Annotated in this window: 12 protein-coding genes; 3 read left to right on the top strand and 9 right to left on the bottom strand. The window is 68.7% G+C overall.

Features of this window, described 5'->3' with window-relative positions:
• From JHN63_RS08235 to JHN63_RS08270, 8 genes are all read right to left on the bottom strand, one after another.
• A partial coding sequence (locus JHN63_RS08235) for a sarcosine oxidase subunit delta (protein WP_234476300.1) occupies nucleotides 1-376 on the bottom strand: 376 nt, incomplete at its 3' end.
• An 11-nt stretch (nucleotides 377-387) separates the two neighbouring features.
• Nucleotides 388-1,620 carry a sarcosine oxidase subunit beta family protein gene (locus JHN63_RS08240; protein ID WP_200678401.1) on the bottom strand — a complete coding sequence of 411 codons (1,233 nt, stop codon included), beginning with the start codon at nucleotides 1,618-1,620 and terminating at the stop codon, nucleotides 388-390.
• Complete coding sequence (glyA, locus tag JHN63_RS08245) at nucleotides 1,617-2,900, bottom strand: serine hydroxymethyltransferase (RefSeq protein WP_200678402.1); 1,284 nt, start codon at nucleotides 2,898-2,900, stop codon at nucleotides 1,617-1,619. Before glyA ends, JHN63_RS08240 begins: the two co-directional genes overlap by 4 nt.
• A gap of 21 nt (nucleotides 2,901-2,921) precedes the next feature.
• Nucleotides 2,922-5,360 carry an FAD-dependent oxidoreductase gene (locus JHN63_RS08250; RefSeq protein ID WP_200678403.1) on the bottom strand — a complete coding sequence of 813 codons (2,439 nt, stop codon included), beginning with the start codon at nucleotides 5,358-5,360 and terminating at the stop codon, nucleotides 2,922-2,924.
• Between the two features lie 217 nt (nucleotides 5,361-5,577).
• Nucleotides 5,578-6,555, bottom strand: a complete 978-nt coding sequence (locus JHN63_RS08255) for an ABC transporter substrate-binding protein (RefSeq protein WP_200678404.1) — start codon at nucleotides 6,553-6,555, stop codon at nucleotides 5,578-5,580.
• Between the two features lie 14 nt (nucleotides 6,556-6,569).
• On the bottom strand, nucleotides 6,570-8,576 hold the full coding sequence (locus tag JHN63_RS08260; protein WP_200678405.1) for a proline/glycine betaine ABC transporter permease: 2,007 nt from the start codon (nucleotides 8,574-8,576) through the stop codon (nucleotides 6,570-6,572).
• Entirely contained in the window at nucleotides 8,576-9,664 is a 1,089-nt protein-coding gene (locus JHN63_RS08265) for a glycine betaine/L-proline ABC transporter ATP-binding protein (protein ID WP_200678406.1), read from the bottom strand. The genes JHN63_RS08260 and JHN63_RS08265 overlap by 1 nt, the downstream gene beginning before the upstream one ends.
• A 20-nt stretch (nucleotides 9,665-9,684) precedes the next feature.
• Complete coding sequence (locus tag JHN63_RS08270; RefSeq protein WP_200678407.1) at nucleotides 9,685-11,154, bottom strand: aldehyde dehydrogenase family protein; 1,470 nt, start codon at nucleotides 11,152-11,154, stop codon at nucleotides 9,685-9,687.
• A 233-nt stretch (nucleotides 11,155-11,387) separates the two neighbouring features.
• On the opposite strand from JHN63_RS08270, the gene purU reads away from it, so the two are divergent.
• Nucleotides 11,388-12,260 (top strand): formyltetrahydrofolate deformylase, encoded by an 873-nt coding sequence (gene purU, locus JHN63_RS08275; protein WP_200678408.1) that lies wholly within the window; start codon nucleotides 11,388-11,390, stop codon nucleotides 12,258-12,260.
• Between the two features lie 78 nt (nucleotides 12,261-12,338).
• Here purU and betA read toward each other — a convergent pair whose 3' ends face one another.
• Nucleotides 12,339-14,024: a choline dehydrogenase gene (gene betA / locus JHN63_RS08280; protein ID WP_200678410.1), complete on the bottom strand. Its 1,686-nt coding sequence runs from the start codon at nucleotides 14,022-14,024 to the stop codon at nucleotides 12,339-12,341.
• 233 nt (nucleotides 14,025-14,257) lie between these two features.
• Between betA and JHN63_RS08285 the strand changes: the two genes are divergently transcribed.
• Entirely contained in the window at nucleotides 14,258-14,917 is a 660-nt protein-coding gene (locus JHN63_RS08285) for a 1-acyl-sn-glycerol-3-phosphate acyltransferase (RefSeq protein ID WP_200678411.1), read from the top strand.
• Between the two features lie 103 nt (nucleotides 14,918-15,020).
• The gene (locus JHN63_RS08290) at nucleotides 15,021-15,767 is read left to right on the top strand and encodes an IclR family transcriptional regulator (protein WP_200678447.1); all 747 of its coding nucleotides are present in this window, start codon (nucleotides 15,021-15,023) and stop codon (nucleotides 15,765-15,767) included.
• Nucleotides 15,768-15,791: the final 24 nt, after the last annotated feature.

A 15,791-nucleotide genomic window follows, 5' to 3' on the forward strand; every position in this document is an offset into this window, starting at 1 on the left:
CCTCAAACGCCGGACGGGCTGATGGTGCGGGCCCTCGCTGAAAAGCCGGACGGACTGAGGGTGCGGGCCCTCGCTGCAATGTGGACGCCGGACCGGTTGATCCTGCGGTCGGTTCCGGCTCCCCCGCCCGGTACACCCTCAGGATCTCGTTCGTCGACGTGTCCCGTACCGCGTTGAACCAGCGGCGGCAGCCTGCCGCGTGGTTCCAGCGTTCTGCGAACGGGCCCTTGGGGTTGGCTCGGAAGAACAGGTAGCGGGCCCACTCCTCGTCGGTCAGGTCCGCGGGGGTTTCGGGGTAGGCCACGTGGGCCTGGCCGCCGTAGTGGAACTCGGACTCGTCGCGGGGCCCGCACCAGGGGCAGGGGATCAGCAGCATGGTTGGGCTCCCTAGTGGGCCACCGCGGCGGCGCCGTGCTCGTCGACGAGCGCGCCGGTGGTGAAACGGTCGAGCGAGAAGGGGGCGTTGAGGGGGTGGGGGGCGTCGTGGGCGATCGTGTGCGCGTAGACCCAGCCGACGCCCGGGGTGGCCTTGAAGCCTCCGGTTCCCCAACCGCAGTTCAGGTAGAGGTTGTCGACCGGGGTGAGACCTACTATCGGTGAGGCGTCGGGGGTGACGTCCACGATGCCGCCCCACGTGCGCAGGACATGCGCGCGGGCGAAGATCGGGAACAGCTCCAACGCCGCCGCCATTTGCTCCTCGATGATGTGGAACGCGCCGCGCTGCGTGTAGGAGTTGTACGAGTCGATGCCCGCGCCCATCACCAGCTCGCCCTTGTGCGCCTGGCTCACGTACACGTGGACCGCGTTGGACATGACGACCGTGGGGTGGACCGGCTCCAGCAGTTCCGACACCAGTGCCTGCAACGGGTGGCTCTGGAGCGGGAGTTGGATGCCCGCCATGGCCGCGAGGACCGAGGAGTGGCCGGCCGAGCACAGGGCGACCTTGCCCGCCGCTATCGGGCCGAGTGTCGTCTGTACGCCGGTCACCCTGCCGTCGACGATGTCCAGGCCGGTGACTTCGCAGTTCTGGATGATGTCGATGCCCGCCGCGTCCGCCGAGCGGGCCAGGCCCCAGGCCACGTGGTCGTGCTTGGCTATGCCCGCGCGTGGTTGGTAGGTGGCCCCCATCACCGGATAGCGCACGTCCGGTGAGATGTTGACGATCGGGCAGACCTCCTTGACCTGCCGTTCGTCCAGCCACTCCGCGTCCACGCCGTTGAGGCGGTTCGCCTCGACTCGGCGCACGCTGTCGCGGACGTCCTGGAGGCTGTGGGCGAGGTTGAGGACTCCGCGCTGGGAGAAGAGGATCGGGTAGTCCAGCTCCTCCTCCAGGCCCTCCCACAGCTTCAGCGCGTGCTCGTAGATGCCCGCGCTCTCGTCCCAGAGGTAGTTGGAGCGGATGATCGTGGTGTTGCGGGCCATGTTGCCGCCCGCCAGCCAACCCTTCTCCAACACCGCGACGTTCGTGATGCCGTGGTTCTTCGCCAAGTAGTGGGCGGTGGCCAGGCCGTGGCCTCCGCCGCCGACCACGATCACGTCGTACGAGCGTTTCGGCTCGGGGGTGCGCCACAGCCAGTCGGGGTGTTCGGGGAGGTCGGCGCCCGGGGTGCGGGGGGTCATCGGGGGTCGCCCTCCTCGGACAGGTGCGGGTAGAGCGGGTGTTTCGCCGCCAGTGCCTCCGTGCGGGCGCGCAAGTCGCCTATGCCGGGGGCCGGTTGGAGGGCCAGCGCGATCACGTCGGACACCTCCGCGAAGTCCTCCTCCGTGAAGCCTCGCGTGGCCAGTGCCGGGGTGCCGATGCGCAGTCCCGACGTGACCATGGGCGGGCGCGGGTCGAAGGGGACCGCGTTTCGGTTGACGGTGATGCCGATCTCGTGGAGGAGGTCTTCCGCCTGCCTGCCGTCCAGCTCCGAGTCGCGCAGGTCGACCAGGACCAGGTGGACGTCCGTGCCGCCGGTCAGGACCTTCACGCCGGTGGCCGCCACGTCGGGGCGGGTGAGGCGTTCGGCGAGGATGCGGGCGCCGGCGAGTGTGCGGGCCTGGCGTTCGGCGAACTCGGGTGAGGCGGCGACCTTGAACGACACCGCCTTCGCGGCGATGACGTGTTCCAGGGGGCCGCCCTGCATGCCGGGGAACACCGCCGAGTTGATCTTCTTGGCGAGGTCGGCCTCGTTGGTGAGGATGACTCCGCCGCGCGGGCCGCCGAGGGTCTTGTGCGTCGTCGTCGTGGTCACGTGGGCGTGCGGGACCGGGTTCGGGTGCAGGCCCGCGGCCACCAGGCCCGCGAAGTGCGCCATGTCGACCATCAGCAGCGCGCCCACCTCGTCGGCGATCCGCCGGAATGCCGCGAAGTCCAACTGCCGTGGATACGCCGACCAGCCCGCGATGATCATCTTGGGGCGGTGTTCCTTCGCGAGGCGTTCCACCTCGTCCATGTCGACCAGATTGTCGGTCTCGGAGACGTGGTAGGGCACCACGTTCAGCATCTTGCCGCTGTAGTTGAGCCGCATGCCGTGGGTGAGGTGGCCGCCGTGGGCGAGGTCGAGGCCGAGGATCGTGTCGCCGGGCTTCAACAGGGCGAAGAACACTGCCGTGTTGGCCTGTGCGCCCGAGTGCGGCTGGACGTTGGCGAAGCCCGCGCCGAAGAGCGACTTGATCCGCTCGATCGCCAACCGCTCGGTGACGTCGACGTGTTCACAGCCGCCGTAGTAGCGGCGGCCCGGGTAGCCCTCCGCGTACTTGTTGGTGAGGACCGAGCCCTGCGCCTCCAGGACGGCGGTGGGCGCGAAGTTCTCGGAGGCGATCATCTCCAACGTGGACTGCTGACGGTGCAGTTCGGCGCGGAGCGCGGCGTGGATCTCGGGGTCCAGTTCCGACAAAGGGGTGTTCAGCGCGTTCATTCGGCGTTCTCGTCCTTCCGGCTAGCCGCGGAGGCGGGACATCGTCGGGTCGAACAGGGGCTCCGCCGCGACGACCGCCTCGACGCGCTCGTCGAAGTAGCCGATGTGCAACGTCGTTCCGGGGGTGGCGAGTTCGGATGGCAGCCAGGCGTACGCGATGCCCTTGCCGATCGTGTAGCCGTAGGCGGCGCTGGTGACGTAGCCGACGGCGCGCTCGCCGTCGTAGACCGGCTCCTTGCCCAGGACGACCGAGCGGGGGTCGTCGATGGTGAGGCAGGTCAACTGCCTCTGTACGGCGGTCTTTCGGCGTTCCAGTGCGGCCTTGCCGATGAAGTCGCCCTTGTCGAGCTTGACGGCGAAGCCGACGCCGGCCTCGTAGGGGTCGTGCTCGTAGGTCATGTCGGTGCCGAAGGAGCGGTAACCCTTCTCCAGGCGCAGGCTGTTGAAGGCGCCGCGGCCCGCGATGACACCGCCGAGGGGCTGCGCCGCCTGCCACAGGGTGTCCCAGAGTTTCTGGCCCTGGTCGGCGGTGGTGTACAGCTCCCAGCCGAGTTCGCCGACGTAGGAGAGGCGCATGGCGGTGACGGGGACCGTGCCGATGTAGGCGTGTTTGGCGCGGAAGTACTTCAGGCCCTCGTTGGTGAAGTCCTCGTCCGTCAGGGGCTGGAGGACCTTGCGGGCCAGCGGGCCCCACAGGCCTATGCAGCAGGTGCCCGGCGTGATGTCGCGGACCTGGACCGTGCCGTCGGCCGGCAGGTGGCGGGTGAACCAGTCGAGGTCGAGGTTGCCGTTGGCGCCGACCTGGAAGCGGTCGCGGGCCAGCCGGGCGACGGTGATGTCGCTGCGGATGCCGCCGTCCTCGTCGAGGAGGAGCGTGTACGTCACCGAGCCGACCGATTTGGCGACCTTGCCGGTGACCAGGCCCTCCAGGAAGTCGGCGGCGCCGGGGCCGGTCACTTCGAGGCGTTTGAGGGCCGTCATGTCGTACATCGCGACCGTTTCGCGGGTGGCCTGCGCCTCGGCGCCGACGATGGGCGACCAGTACTGGGCCGCCCAGTCGTTCGGGGTGGGGATCGAACGGCCTTCCACCAGGCCCGAGTTGGCCTCGTACCACTGCGGGCGCTCCCAGCCGTTCGCCTCCAGGAAGACCGCGCCGTGTTCCTGCTGGCGGGTGTGGAAGGGGCTGGTGCGGATCGGGCGCGGCTCACCGGACGGCTGGAGGGGGTGGAGGATGTCGTAGACCTCGACGAAGTTCTGGCAGTCGCGGGCCAGGACGTATTCCGGGGCGAGCTGGTGCTGTTCGAAGCGGTTGACGTCGCACTCGTGGAGGTCGAAGGACGAGCAGAAACCGTCTACCAGCCACTCCGCCATCGCCCGGCCGACCCCAGCCGAGTGCGTGACCCAGACCGCCTCGGCGACCCAGAAGCCCTTGACCTCCGAACTCTCCCCGAGGAGCGGGAAGTTGTCGGTGGTGAAGGAGAAGAGGCCGTTGATGCCCTCCTCGACCTTCGCGTCCTGCGTCGCGGGGAGCAGGGACTGGGTCTCCGTCCACGCGGGCGCGAAGTCGTCCTCGGTGAACTTGAGGACGGACGGCATGTCGGCCGCCTCGTCGACCGAGAGGATGTCGTCGGCCGAGATGGGCATCGGGCGGTGGCCGTAGTAGCCGATGCCGATGGCGTCGAAGCGGTCGCGGTAGTAGAGGTCGGCGTCCTGGTGGCGCAGGATCGGGCGGACGGCCTCCTCGGCCTGGCCGGCGAGGGCGGGGACCGGGCCGGTCCAGGCGAGCTGGTGGCCGAGCGGGGTCAGCGGGAGGTTCATGCCGACCATGCGGGCGATCTTCGGACCCCAGATGCCGGCGCAGCACACGACGATGTCGGCGGGGATCTCGCCCCGGTCCGTGAGGACGCCGGTGACGCGCCCGTCGGCCCGCTGGACGTCCAGGACCTCGTGGCGGGCGAGGAAGGTCACGCCGCGGTCCGTGGCGCGGCGGATCTGGGCTTCCACGGCGAGGACGGCCTTCGCGAGGCCGTCGGTGGGGACCAGGAGGCCGCCGAGGACCTTGTCGGGGTTGAGGAGCGGGTGCTGTGCGAGGCACTCCTCGGGGGTGAGCAGGCGGGCCTCGATGCCCCACGCGGTGATCCAACCGTGGCGGCGGTGGAGTTCCGCGACGCGCTCGGGGGTGGTGGCGACCTCGAGGCCGCCGACCTGGAGGAAGCAGGGCTTGCCGTCGACGTCGAGGGAGCAGAACTTCTCGACGGTGTAGCGGGCCAACTCGGTCATGGTCTTCGAGGAGTTGGTCTGGAAGACCAGTCCGGGGGCGTGCGAGGAGGAGCCCCCGGTGGCGGGCAGCGGGCCCTGGTCGACCACGGTCACTTCGGTCCAGCCTCGCGCGGAGATCTCGTCCGCGAGCGCCGCCCCCACGACGCCCGCTCCGATGATGACCACTCGGGGTCCCGCCATCGCCGCACCTCCGGCTAGAGAGCAATCCGGTTGCTGTCTGCGCAACATGCTTCAGGTTGCGCAACTCAATGTGCCCGGCGCGAGGAGTGGGTGTCAAGGGGTCCCGTGACGTCGGACGACCCCCCTGATCACCGGCCGGAACACGGCGATGCCCGGTGGGCGGTACGCACCTGCGCGCACCGCCCACCGGGCATGGTCAACCCTGTTCTGCCGCCGCCTACTTGAGCCAGGCGTCCACCTTGGCCTGGTTGGCGTCGACCCACTTCTTCGCCGCCGCCTCGTCGGACAGCTTGTCCTGCGCTATGTACTTGGCGACGGTGTTCTGGTCCTCGTTCGTCCAGTTGAAGTTCTTCACCAGGTTGTAGGCGGGGCTGCCCGACTTGGCGAACTTCGCGCTGACGATCTTGTCGAGGTTGTAGACCGGGTAGTCGCAGGCGATCTTCGACGCGACGGCGTCACAGCCCGTCGTGTACGCGGGCAGCGACACCTTCTTGAGCGCGACCTCGGAGAGGAACCACTGCGGCTCGTAGAAATAGCCGATGACCCACTGCTTGTTCTTCTCGGCGGTGCGGAAGGCCTGGATGAGCGCGGTCTCGCTGCCCGCGTACACCACCTTGAAGTCCAGTTTCAGGTTCTTCACCAGCGCCGCGTCGTTGGTGACGTACGACGGGTCTCCGTCGAGGAGTTGGCCCTTGCCGCCCGACTCGGAGGTCTTGAACTTGGACGCGTACTTGTTGAGGTTCTTGTAGTTCAGGATGTCGGGGTGGGCCTTCGCGAGCCACGGCGGTACGTACCAGCCGATGATGCCTTTGTTGCCGGTCTGGCCGGCCTCGACGGCGGTCTTCTGGCCGGTGATGTACTTCTTCTTGAGGTCGTCGTGACCCCAGTTCTCCAGGACCGCGTCGACCTCGCCGGTGCCGAAGCCCTGCCAGGCGATCTCCTCTTTCAGGTCCTTCTTGTTGACCGTACAGCCGAGTTGGTGCTGCGCAACGTACGCGACGACCGCAGCGTCCGCCTCGTAGCCCACCCACGGGTTGACCGCGAGGTTGAAGGTCCCGCACTTCGCCGAGCTGCCCGAGCTGCTGCCCGAGCCGGAGCCCGAGGACGTGTCGCCGACCTTCGCCCCGCCGCAGGCGGTGAGGGTGAGGCCGAGGACGGCCAGGCCGGCCGCGCCGGTTCGCCAGTGTCTTGCCATGGTGTCGTGCTCCTTTAAGCGCTGGTTCGGCGCGCGGCCGCCTGAGTGATCCGGTCGAACATGACTCCGAGCAGGACGATGGCGAGCCCAGCCGCCAGGCCCTTGCCGTACAGCTCGCTCTGGGAGAATCCGGCCACGACGTCGTAGCCGAGGGCGCCGGCTCCCACCAGGCCGCCCACAACAACCATCGACAGCACATAGATCAGGCCCTGGTTGGTCGCGAGGGTCAGGGCGCTGCGTGCCATCGGGAGTTGAACCTTGGTGATGATCTGCCAGGTGTTGCACCCGGCCGCCGTGGCCGCTTCGACTGTCGTCTCCGGTACGGTCCGTACCCCGTCGGCGACGATCTTGATGGCGACCGGTACGGCGTACACGACGGCTGCGACGATCGCGGTGAAGCGGGTCGCGCCGAACAGCGCCAGGAACGGCACCAGATAGACGAACGGCGGCATGACCTGCGCCGCGTCCAGCGTGGGCCGCAGCAGCCGGTCCACTATCGTGCTGCGCCCCATCCACACCCCGAAGGCGATGCCGAACAGCATCACGATCACGGTCGCCACGACCGTCGAGGCCAGCGTCGTCATCGCGTCCGACCACACGCCGGTGCCCACAAGCAGCCCTACACACACGGCAGTTGTGATCCCCGAGCGCCAGCCGCCGACGACCACGCCGATGCCGATCAGGGCCGCGCCGACGAGCCACCACGGGGAGTCGGTGAGCAGCGACTGGAACGGGTTGAGCAGGCCGTTGGTGATCGCGTCCCGGAAGGCGTTGGTGACCCCGGAGAGATTGTCCTGCGCCCAAGTCGTCACGCTGTCCGCCGCGTTGGCGATATGGCTGCCGGTGGTGCCGTCGCCCGGGAACTGTGCCGCCCAGAGGTAGGTGTGCGACAGATAGATCAGCACTACGGCGACCACGGCGCCCGAACCGAGCAGCGGGCGGCGCCACTTGAGGAAGCGACCGGACGAGTTGCGGGCCTGTTCCGCCCTCGTGCTGGACGCGGTGGTGACCCGGTCGAGGACGATGGCCATGATGACGATCGCAAGGCCCGCGTTGAAGGCCGTACCGACGTCGAGCGACTGGAGGGCCTGCATGACGGTCTTGCCGAGGCCGGGTGCGTCGATCAGGGCCGCGATGGTGACCATCGCGAGGGCGGCCATGATGGTCTGGTTGACGCCCATGACCACGGTCCGCTTGGCCATCGGCAGCAGCACCTTGATCAGCGACTGCCAGCGCGTCGAGCCCATGGAGTCGGCCGCTTCCACGGTCGTCTCCGGCACGTTGCGGATGCCGTGCGCGGTGATGCGGATCGCGGGCGGGGCCGCGTAGATCACCGTGGCGATCACGGCGGAGGCCGGGCCGATCAGGAAGATCAGGGTGAGCGGCGCGAGGTAGACGAAGGTCGGCATCGTCTGCATGAAGTCGAGGAAGGGCGTGATGATCCGGTTGAACCGGTCGGACAGCCCCGCCCAGACCCCCAGCGGGATCGCGAACACCAGCGCCACGAGCACGGCGGAGAGGGTGAGCGCCAGGGTGTCCATGCTCTCCTGCCACAGACCCTGGAGCCCGAAGAAGGCGAAGCCGGCCATGGCGAGAAGCGCGACCCGCCAGTTGCCGACGGCCCAGGACACGAGGCCGGCGATGCCGACGACCCCGAGCCAGCCGATCTGCGGCAGCGGGCGGTCGCCGCTCGGCTGTGAGATCAGGTCCTGGACGAAGGTCACCAGGTTGTCGATGACCAGGCGGATCTCGTTGAAGAAGTAGAGGAAGAGCGGGTTGGAGTTGCGGTTGGCGCCGACCGAGTCGTTGAGGTCGTTGAACCACCGGTGCAGTCCGGTGAGATCGGCCGCCGCGAGCGTCAGCGTCTGCTTGCCGCGCAGCACGGCGAACAGCACCAGCCACACGACGAGGATGGCGCCGACCATCATGGGCCGGGTGACCTTGCGGCGCGGGCCCTTCAAGTCCGGTGCGGCGTCCGCGACTTGCGCTGCGGGCTCCGGTTTCTCCACGGCGACGGTCATCACGCGTCGCCTTCCCGCCCGGCGACGACCGCGAGGATCTCCTCGTCGCCGACGATGCCGAGCAGCTTGCCGTTCTCGACGACCTTGACCGGCTTGTCGGCCGCGAGCACCGCGCGCGTGGCCTCGCGTACGACGACGTCCGGGCCCAACTCGGGTCCGTCCAGGGGGTCTTCATCGACGGCGGGGCGCATGATCCAGCGCAGGGTGAGGACGTCGCCGCGCGGCACGTCCTTCACGAACTCGCGCACGTAGTCGTCGGCGGGGGCGCCGACCAGCTCGTCCCCGGTCCCGCACTGCACCATCTTGCCGTCGCGCATGATGAGGATGCGGTCGCCCAACTTCAGGGCCTCGGACAGGTCGTGGGTGATGAACACCATGGTCTTGCCGACCTCGTGGTGCAGCCGGATGACCTCGTTCTGCATGTCGCGGCGGATCAGCGGGTCGAGCGCGGAGAACGGCTCGTCGAAGAGGAGGACATCCGGGTCTCCGGCCAACGCCCGGGCCAGACCAACGCGTTGCTGCATACCTCCGGAGAGCTGGTCGGGATAGGAGTTCTCGTATCCCGACAGGCCCACCAACTCGACGACTTCCAGGGCCCGTTTGGTGCGCTCGGCCTTGCTCATGCCGCGGATCTCCAGGCCGAACGACACGTTGTCGACGACCCGGCGGTGCGGCAGCAGCCCGAAGTGCTGGAAGACCATGGAGAACTTACGGCGCCGCAGCTCGCGCAGCCGTTTGGCGTCCGCGTCCCGGATGTCCTCGCCCTCGAAGACGATCTCCCCCGCGGTGGGTTCGATCAGCCGGGTCAGACATCGCACGAGGGTGGACTTCCCGGAGCCGGACAGGCCCATGACGACGAAGACCTCGCCGGGCGAGACCTCGAAGTTCACATCGCGTACGGCGGCGGTGCAGCCGGTGCGGTCCATCAGCTCACGGCGGGTCAGCCCGCACAGTTCCTCTGAGTCGGGTACCTGGTCCGCCTTCGGCCCGAACACCTTCCACAGCTTGCGCACGGAGATGACCGGGGTGGGGCCCGAGTCCTGGGGCGTGCCGCGCCGCTGCGGCACCTCGGTCTGTGCTGGGGTCACGATCGACCTCTTTTCGGCGTTCAGCCGCGGAACCAGTGCTGCGGCCGGGGTTGGATGTTCTGCCAGATGTGCTTGGGCTCTCGGTACTCGTCCAGGCCGGTCGGTCCCAACTCCCGGCCCACGCCCGAGTGTCCGAAGCCACCCCATTCCGCCTGCGGCACATAGGGGTGGTAGTCGTTGATCCACACCGTGCCGTGCCGCATGCGCCGGGCGACCCGCTGGGCCTTCCCCGCGTCCTGGGTCCAGACGGCGCCGGCGAGGCCGTACTCGGTGTCGTTGGCGATGCGTACGGCGTCGTCCTCGTCGGTGAAGCGCTCGACGGTCAGCACGGGTCCGAAGGACTCCTCGTGCACCACCCGCATGTCCTGCGTACAGCCGTCGAGGACGGTCGGCGGGTAGAAGTGCCCGTCGGCGAGGCCGGGTTCGGTCGGCCGTTCACCGCCGCAGCGCAGTACGGCACCCTCGGCGAGGCCGGCCGCGACATACGCCTCGACCTTCTCGCGGTGCTGTGCGGAGATCAGCGCGCCGGTCTCGGCCTCGGGGTCGAAGGGCCCGCCGAGCCTGATCTGCCGCGCGCGACGCACGACTTCGTCCACGAACCGGTCGTGCAGCGAGTCCTCGACGATCAACCGGGCGCCGGCGGAGCAGACTTGGCCGGAGTGCAGGAAGACGGCCGTGAGCGCGAAGTCCACGGCCGTCTCGAAGTCGGCGTCGGCGAAGATGACGTTGGGGTTCTTGCCGCCCAGCTCCAGCGCCACCTTCTTCACGGTCGCGGCGGCGGTGGCCATGATGCGTTTGCCGGTCTCCAGGCCCCCGGTGAAGGAGACCAGGTCGACGGCGGGGTCCTCGGAGAGCGGCGCGCCCACCTCGGGCCCGGCACCGAGCACGAGATTGGCGACCCCGGCCGGCAGCCCCGCCTCCTCCAGCGCCTTCATCAGCAGGATGGAGGTGGAGGGCGTCAGCTCACTGGGCTTGAGGACGATCGTGTTCCCGGCGAGCAGCGCCGGAGCGACCTTCCAACTGGCTTGCAGCAGCGGGTAGTTCCAGGGCGTGATCAGCCCGCACACCCCAACGGGCTCATAGACGACCCGGCTTACGGCGTCGTCCCGCCCGGTGTCGATGACCCGCCCGGCGTCGGTGCCGCCGATCCCGCCGTAGTAGCGGAAGCAGGAGACGACATCGGCGATGTCGTACTCGCTCTCCACCAGCCGCTTGCCGGTGTCCAGCGACTCGGCGCGGGCGAACTCCTTGGCGTCGCGCTCGAGGATGTCGGCGGTGCGCAGCAGCAGGGCACCGCGCTCCCGCTCGGGGGTGCGCGGCCAGGGCCCTTCGTCGAACGCGCGGCGGGCGGCGGCGATCGCGGCCTCGGTGTCGGGGCGCGTTCCCTCGGACACCGTCGCGGTGAGCGTGCCGTCGGCGGGACAGCGAATGTCACGGTGACCGCCGGTCACCGCGGCGCGCCATTCTCCGTCCACATACAGGTCTGCCACGTGTGGAGCCCTTCGAGCGAATTTCGTTGCGCATCGTGCACCGTATTGCTTGTGGTGGAACACCCTGGCGAATGTGCAGACATACGTCAAGGGGTTGGCAGATGACGATTTCGCCATGCGGCCCATTGCCCGGCCGCCTCTTGACCGCGAGTGGCGCCCGGCCCAACCATGTTGCGTATCGCTCACCAAGTTGTGCGATACGCACCAGCCTGACGCACCGACGGAGGCCGCCCATGTCCCCTCGACCGCACCCCGGCCGCGAATTCGTCCTCACTCTCTCGTGTCCGGACAGCGCCGGACTGGTCCACGCCGTGAGTGGCTTTCTGGTCCGGAACTCCGGCAACATCCTCGAAAGCCAGCAATTCGATGATCGACTCAAGGGCCGCTTCTTCATGAGGGTCCACTTCGACGTTTCCGATCCAAACGCCGACCTGAAAACACTGCGTTACCGATTCGGTCCGGTGGCCGAGGCGTATCGCATCTCCTGGACCCTCCGGGACGCGGCGACCCCGACCAGGACCCTGATCATGGTGTCCAAGTTCGGCCACTGCCTGAACGACCTGCTCTTCCGCAGGCGTACCGGCGCCCTCAACATCGAGATCCCCGCGATCGTCTCCAACCACCGCGACTTCGAGGGCCTCGCGGAGACGTACGGCATCCCCTTCCACCACATCCCGGTGACGAGGGACACGAAGGCCGAGGCGGAAGCCCAACTCCTGGACCTCGTGCGGGACTTGGACATCGACCTGGTGGTACTGGCCCGCTACATGCAGATCCTCTCCGACGACCTCTGCAAGCAGTTCGAGGGCCACGCCATCAACATCCACCACTCCTTCCTCCCCAGCTTCAAGGGCGCCCGCCCCTACCAGCAGGCGTACGACCGAGGAGTGAAGCTCGTGGGCGCCACCGCGCACTACGTCACGCCGGAACTGGACGAGGGCCAGATCATCGACCAGGACGTGGTCCGCGTGGACCACTCGCTCGACCCGGAGGAACTGGTGACGGTGGGACGGGACGTGGAGGCGCAGGTGCTGGCGCACGCGGTGAAGTGGCACAGCGAGAGCAGGGTGATGGTGTACGGGAACCGGACAGTGGTGTTCCGGTAAGGGTGGGCCGTATACAGCCGCACCTCAAACGCCGGACGGGACAATCCAGCCCGTCCGGCGTTTGAGGACGAGGCCCCTTCAGGGCCGACGGGGATCTGGGGGCGGAGCCCCCAGGGCGTCACGGTGCCGGTAGTACACCGCCTCGGACGGCGCCAGCGGCTCCTTGCCCAGGATCAGGTCCGCCGCCTTCTCCGCGATCATCATCACCGGCGCATAGATGTTCCCGTTGGTCACGTACGGCATCACGGACGCGTCCACGACGCGCAGCCCCTCCACCCCGTGCACCCGCATGCTCCCGGGGTCCACGACCGCCATCTCGTCCGTCCCCATCTTGCATGTGCAGGACGGATGCAGAGCGGTCTCCCCCTCCTTGGCCACCCACGCGAGGATCTCCTCGGCGCTCTCCACGGACGGCCCGGGCGAGATCTCCCCGTCGTTGTAGGGGGCGAGCGCCGGCTGGTTGAGCAGCTTGCGGGCGACCCGGATCGACTCGACCCACTCACGCCGGTCCTGTTCCGTGGACAGGTAGTTGAAGCGCAGCGCCGGATGCTCCAGCGGATCCTTGCTCTTGATCTTCACCGACCCGATCGCGTCGGAGTACATGGGCCCGACGTGCACCTGGTACCCGTGGCCGCCGGCCGGCGACGAGCCGTCGTAACGGACCGCGATGGGCAGGAAGTGGAACATCAGGTTGGGGTAGTCGACGTCCTCGTTGCTGCGGGCGAAGCCGCCCGCCTCGAAGTGGTTGGTCGCGGCGGGGCCCTTGCGGAAGAGCCACTGCAACCCGATGAAGGGGGCGCGCCACTTCGCCATGTACGGCTGCATGGAGACGGGTTGCTTGCAGGCGTACTGGATGTACACCTCGAGGTGGTCCTGCATGTTCTCGCCGACGCCCGGCAGGTCGTGGACGACGTCGATGCCGAGCGCGCTCAGCTCCTTGGCGTTGCCGACGCCCGAAAGCTGAAGCAACTGGGGGGAGTTGATCGCGCCGCCGCAGAGGACGACCTCGCGGGCGCGCACCTGGTGGACCTTGCCGCGGTGGCGGTACTCGACGCCGACGGCCTTCTTGCCCTCGAAGAGGACGCGGGTGACCATCGCGCGGGTGGTGACGGTGAGGTTGGGCCGCTTCCGCACGGGCTTCAAGTACGCCTTGGCAGCCGACAGTCGACGCCCCCGGCTGACGTTGCGGTCGAAGGGCGCGAAGCCCTCCTGCTGGTAGCCGTTGACGTCGTCGGTGCGCGGATACCCCGCTTCCTGCACGGCGTTGAGGAACGCGCCGAACAACGGGTTTGTGGCGGGCCCGCGTTCGAGGACGAGCGGGCCGTCGTGGCCGCGGAACTCGTCGTCGGGATCGGCCGCGAGGCAGTTCTCCATCCGCCGGAAGTACGGCAGGCAGTGCGCGTAGTCCCAGCTCTCCATGCCGGCGTCGGCGGCCCAGCGTTCGTAGTCCATGGGGTTGCCGCGCTGGAAGATCATGCCGTTGATGCTGCTGGAACCGCCGAGCACCTTGCCGCGCGCGTGGTAGACACGCCGGTTGCCCATGTGCGGTTCGGGTTCGGACTCGTACTTCCAGTCGTAGAACCGGCTACCGATGGGATAGGTCAGCGCGGCCGGCATGTGGATGAAGACGTCCCACGGGTAGTCGGGCCGGCCGGCCTCCAGGACCAGCACCTGGTTGCCCGGATCCGCGGAGAGCCGGTTCGCCAGTGCGCTGCCGGCGGATCCACCGCCGACGATGACGAAGTCGTATTGCAGGGGAGCCATGATCTCTCGTCTCGCTCGCGCCGTAGATACGCGAGGCATGCTAATACGAGTAGCGCCATACGCACCAGGTTGCGTGCCACGCAACCTTCGGGCCCAGGTTTCCGTACTGTTTCACCGGTCCGGACCCGTTTGTGAGTACGCGTACTCATGCCCCCTGCCGCCCGGCCGCGTGATGATACGACTCGTCCGCACACCACCACCGCACCACCGGCAGATCAGAGAGTCAGCAGCACGTGCTCAGCGCCTTCGCCCGTACCGTCGTCCCCCTCCTCGGCCGTCTGACGGTGACCACCGGGACGGTCGCCACCGTCGCGCCCGGCAGTATCGTCGCGCCCAACCACACCGCCCTCGCCGATCCCGGACTCGTCCTGGCCGCGCTGCACCGGCTCGGCGTCGAGCCGGTCGTCCTCGCCACCGCGGGGCTGTGGAAGGTGCCCGTCCTCGGGCGCCGGCTCACCCGCGAGGGCCACATACCGGTGCACCGGGGCAGCCGTAGCGCGGCGACGGCCCTGGATCTGGCGGCCGAGGCGCTCGCCGCCGGCCGGGTCGTGGTGATCTACCCCGAGGGCGGACTCCCCCGCCGCCGGGACTCCGGGGACCGCGGCCCCGGCACCTTCCGCACCGGTCTGGCCCGCCTCGCCCTCACCACCGGCGCACCCGTCGTCCCGCTCGGCCACGCCGGTGCCCGCCGGATCGTCTCCGGCGGCCGGACGAAGCAGCTCGCCGGCGTCCTCACCGCACCGCTGCGCCGCCCGGACCTCCATGTCCACGTCGGCGAACCCGTCCACCTCACCGGAGACATCCCCGCCGCCACCGCACAGGCCCGCACAGCCGTGGAGGCCGCCTGGCAACGGGCGGTCGGTCAACTGCCGATACCAGGCGAAAGTGCCTGATCAAAGTCCCGGCAGTAAACACGTTGTACCGCCCTGCGCGTATAGTTTCGCTGTGAGCAACTACAGTCCAGATACTGAAACGACAGGTTCGCAGTCCGGCGGAGTGCAGTCCGTGGACCGTGCCATCAGCGTGCTGGAGATCCTGGCCCAGCGTGGCGAGGCCGGTGTCAGTGAGGTGGCCGGGGAGATCGACGTTCACAAGTCGACCGCGTTCCGGCTGCTCGGGGCGCTGGAGGCGCGCGGGTTGGTGGAGCAGGCGGGCGAACGGGGCAAGTACCGGCTCGGGTTCGGGATCGTGCGGCTGGCCGGTGCGGTCACCGGGCGCATCGACATCACCCAGCAGGGCCGCCCGGTCTGCGAGCGTCTCGCCGAGGAGATCGGCGAGACGGTCAACATCGCGGTCATGCAGGAGCAGTACGCGATCAACCTGTACGAGGTGCGCGGCCCGGGTGCTGTCACCGCGCACAACTGGGTCGGTGAACTGACCCCGTTGCACGCCACCTCCAGCGGCAAGGTCCTGCTGGCCCACCTCCCCGCGAAGGAGCGCGCCGCGCTGCTGGCGGAGGCCGGCCTGAAGAAGGTGACCCCGCACACCATCACCTCGAAGACGAAGCTGGAGAAGAACCTCGCCGAGGCCCGGGAGCGCGGATACGCCTGGACGCTCGAGGAGTTGGAGGTCGGGCTGCACGCCGTGGCCGCTCCGGTGCGCAACCGCGACGGCGAGGTCATCGCCGCGGTGAGCGCCTCGGGACCGGCCTACCGGTTCACCGAGGAGCGGCTGCACGAACTCGCCCCGGTCCTGGTCAAGGGCGCCGAGGAGATCAGCCACCGCATGGGCTACCTGGGCTGAACCCACTCAACTCGACCAGCCCAG

It is taken from the genome of Streptomyces sp. MBT65 (assembly GCF_016612545.1).
Classification (GTDB): Bacteria; Actinomycetota; Actinomycetes; order Streptomycetales; family Streptomycetaceae; genus Streptomyces.